The organism is Arsukibacterium perlucidum DSM 18276, from assembly GCF_000382165.1.
In the GTDB taxonomy this organism is placed as follows: domain Bacteria; phylum Pseudomonadota; class Gammaproteobacteria; order Enterobacterales; family Alteromonadaceae; genus Alishewanella; species Alishewanella perlucidum.
In genome coordinates, this window is sequence record NZ_KB907767.1 from 1 (window position 1) to 1,914 (window position 1,914).

A 1,914-nucleotide genomic window follows, 5' to 3' on the forward strand; every position below is an offset into this window, starting at 1 on the left:
CACCAAAAGCATGCAAAGTTCGTAACAAATAATAAACAGAATAGCCTGGGTAGAAATGCTGTGTTGTAAACAGGTTTTTCTACAGGCTCGTTATGTGCTCGCAAGGAACCAAGTATGGCTTTAAATTTGAAAGAAATTGATGGCGTTCCAATCAAAGCTAAACACAAAGCGACCTGCCATTGTGGTTCTGTTGAGTTTGAGCTTGATTTGCCGGATGGCTTGATTGAATTACGGCGCTGTGATTGTTCGCTTTGCCGGAGGCGTGGAGCGATAGCGGCTTCAATTCCTTTATCGGGTATAAAAATTATAAAAGGTGAGAGCTTTTTAAAGCTTTACCAGTTCAATACAAAGACAGCTAAGCATTATTTTTGTAGTAACTGTGGTATTTACACTCACCATCAACGCAGGTCAAATCCAACACAGTATGGCTTTAATGTTGCTTGCCTTGAGGGAGTTAACCCATTAAAAATACCAAATGTACCGACTAACGATGGTGTAAACCATCCGGCAGATCGTAAATAATGGCACATAACAATCAAATTTTATCGCCAGCAAAAAGCGCTGGCTGCGACCTCAACCCGCTGCGCGGCTTTCCGCGCTAAATTTTGGCGTTATAAGCAAAAACCAAAAAGGAGTTTTAAATGAATGATGATGAAGTAATCAAAAAGCTGCGAAGAGCAAAAATCAAGGTTGTTCTTTATGTTTCGGGACTATTCCTATTTCTAACCCTTATTGATCTTTTATTGGCCAATAATTCAGAAAACACAACAGAAAGCATGCTATCAAGTTCACCATTCTCAATTGTTATTTTTGTTTGTTTACAATTAGCGATAATGCTTATTTTTACTTACTTAGAGAAAATTCTCGTAGATATAAATAAAACAAAAGGCAGCGTCAGCATATAATTGTTTATAACAAGTTGCCTAAGTTCGCCGCAAAAAACGCGGCTGGGACAAATACTCACTGGGCTTCGCCCAACAACATTCGCATTTGCCCCTTGGCAAAGCGTTAGGGCTGATCGTAGTGCCCACCAATTGCGAAGATATAAATGGATTTTTCGTCAAACCGATATACCAAACGATCTTTCTGTGATATCCGCTTTGACCAGAAGCCGGAGAGATTATGCTTAAGTGGTTCTGGTTTTCCCAAACCTGAAGCAGGGTTGTTTGAGCGCAGCATTTCTTTCAGTAGTTTGCACAAGGCCTTGTGTAATTGTTTGTCTTTCTCGCGCATAGTTTCATACGCTTCCCAAGTATTGCCTTCAAAAACCAGTGATCTCATTCATTTGCTCTTCAGTCGGTATGTAACCTTTGTCACGGTTGTGAGTTTCAAGGGATGCAGCAATCTGTTGCATGAGGCTCTGGCTCTGGAGTACATAAAGCGTTTCTTGCTCTCGCTCCCAGTCGTTGGCGCTAATCACAACAAAAGCTTCTCCAGCTCTTCTTGTTACCTTGAGCGGTTCATGCCGGTTAACCACTTGCTCTACAACACTCTTCATGTTGTCTCTAAATTTGTTTACACTGATTGTATCCATAATGGCACCTTGGTGTACGGAGTTTCCGTACAAGTATACGCCAAGAGCCCTAACAAGGCCAAGCACAGCGACAGCTTTTTCGTTGCGGCTTCGCCTTTACTACAAAGCTGCGCGTGTTGGCAGCGTTATGCCGGCTGAAAGATTATCGGCACTCTCAGGAACAACAACAATGAAGCACGGAAAGCAAATGTCAGTATTTCTTAAATTTCGACTAGTTATTTTAGCTTGCCTAAGCCTTACTCTTTCGGCATGTATTACTTGGCCAGGACATCGCCATACTGTAGATGCGTATTCTGATTTATGTGAACACCCATACTGGTGAATGTGAACACCCAGATCTTCCCGCGTTGGGCTCAGTGCCTTTTTAACCTAGGTGTTCA

4 protein-coding genes are annotated in these 1,914 nt (G+C 42.1%); 2 read left to right on the top strand and 2 right to left on the bottom strand.

The features are described from left to right. Window positions 1-114 precede the first annotated feature (114 nt). Complete coding sequence (locus H141_RS0119470) at window positions 115-522, top strand: GFA family protein (RefSeq protein WP_019677942.1); 408 nt, start codon at window positions 115-117, stop codon at window positions 520-522. Between the two features lie 119 nt (window positions 523-641). Further along, entirely contained in the window at window positions 642-905 is a 264-nt protein-coding gene (locus H141_RS0119480; protein WP_019677943.1) for a hypothetical protein, read from the top strand. Between the two features lie 103 nt (window positions 906-1,008). Here the strand turns inward: H141_RS0119480 and H141_RS0119485 are convergent, their stop codons facing one another. Both H141_RS0119485 and H141_RS0119490 read right to left on the bottom strand, forming a co-directional pair. Beyond that, entirely contained in the window at window positions 1,009-1,281 is a 273-nt protein-coding gene (locus H141_RS0119485; RefSeq protein ID WP_019677944.1) for a Txe/YoeB family addiction module toxin, read from the bottom strand. Then, on the bottom strand, window positions 1,262-1,534 hold the full coding sequence (locus H141_RS0119490) for a type II toxin-antitoxin system Phd/YefM family antitoxin (RefSeq protein WP_026349575.1): 273 nt from the start codon (window positions 1,532-1,534) through the stop codon (window positions 1,262-1,264). Before H141_RS0119490 ends, H141_RS0119485 begins: the two co-directional genes overlap by 20 nt. Window positions 1,535-1,914 lie beyond the last annotated feature (380 nt).

Bases quoted from the DNA above. Each gene is read 5' to 3' on its own strand.
- H141_RS0119470 (WP_019677942.1), top strand. From the start codon at position 115: ATGGCTTTAAATTTGAAAGAAATTGATGGCGTTCCAATCAAAGCTAAA.
- H141_RS0119480 (WP_019677943.1), top strand. From the start codon at position 642: ATGAATGATGATGAAGTAATCAAAAAGCTGCGAAGAGCAAAAATCAAG.
- H141_RS0119485 (WP_019677944.1), bottom strand. From the start codon at position 1,281: ATGAGATCACTGGTTTTTGAAGGCAATACTTGGGAAGCGTATGAAACT.
- H141_RS0119490 (WP_026349575.1), bottom strand. From the start codon at position 1,534: ATGGATACAATCAGTGTAAACAAATTTAGAGACAACATGAAGAGTGTT.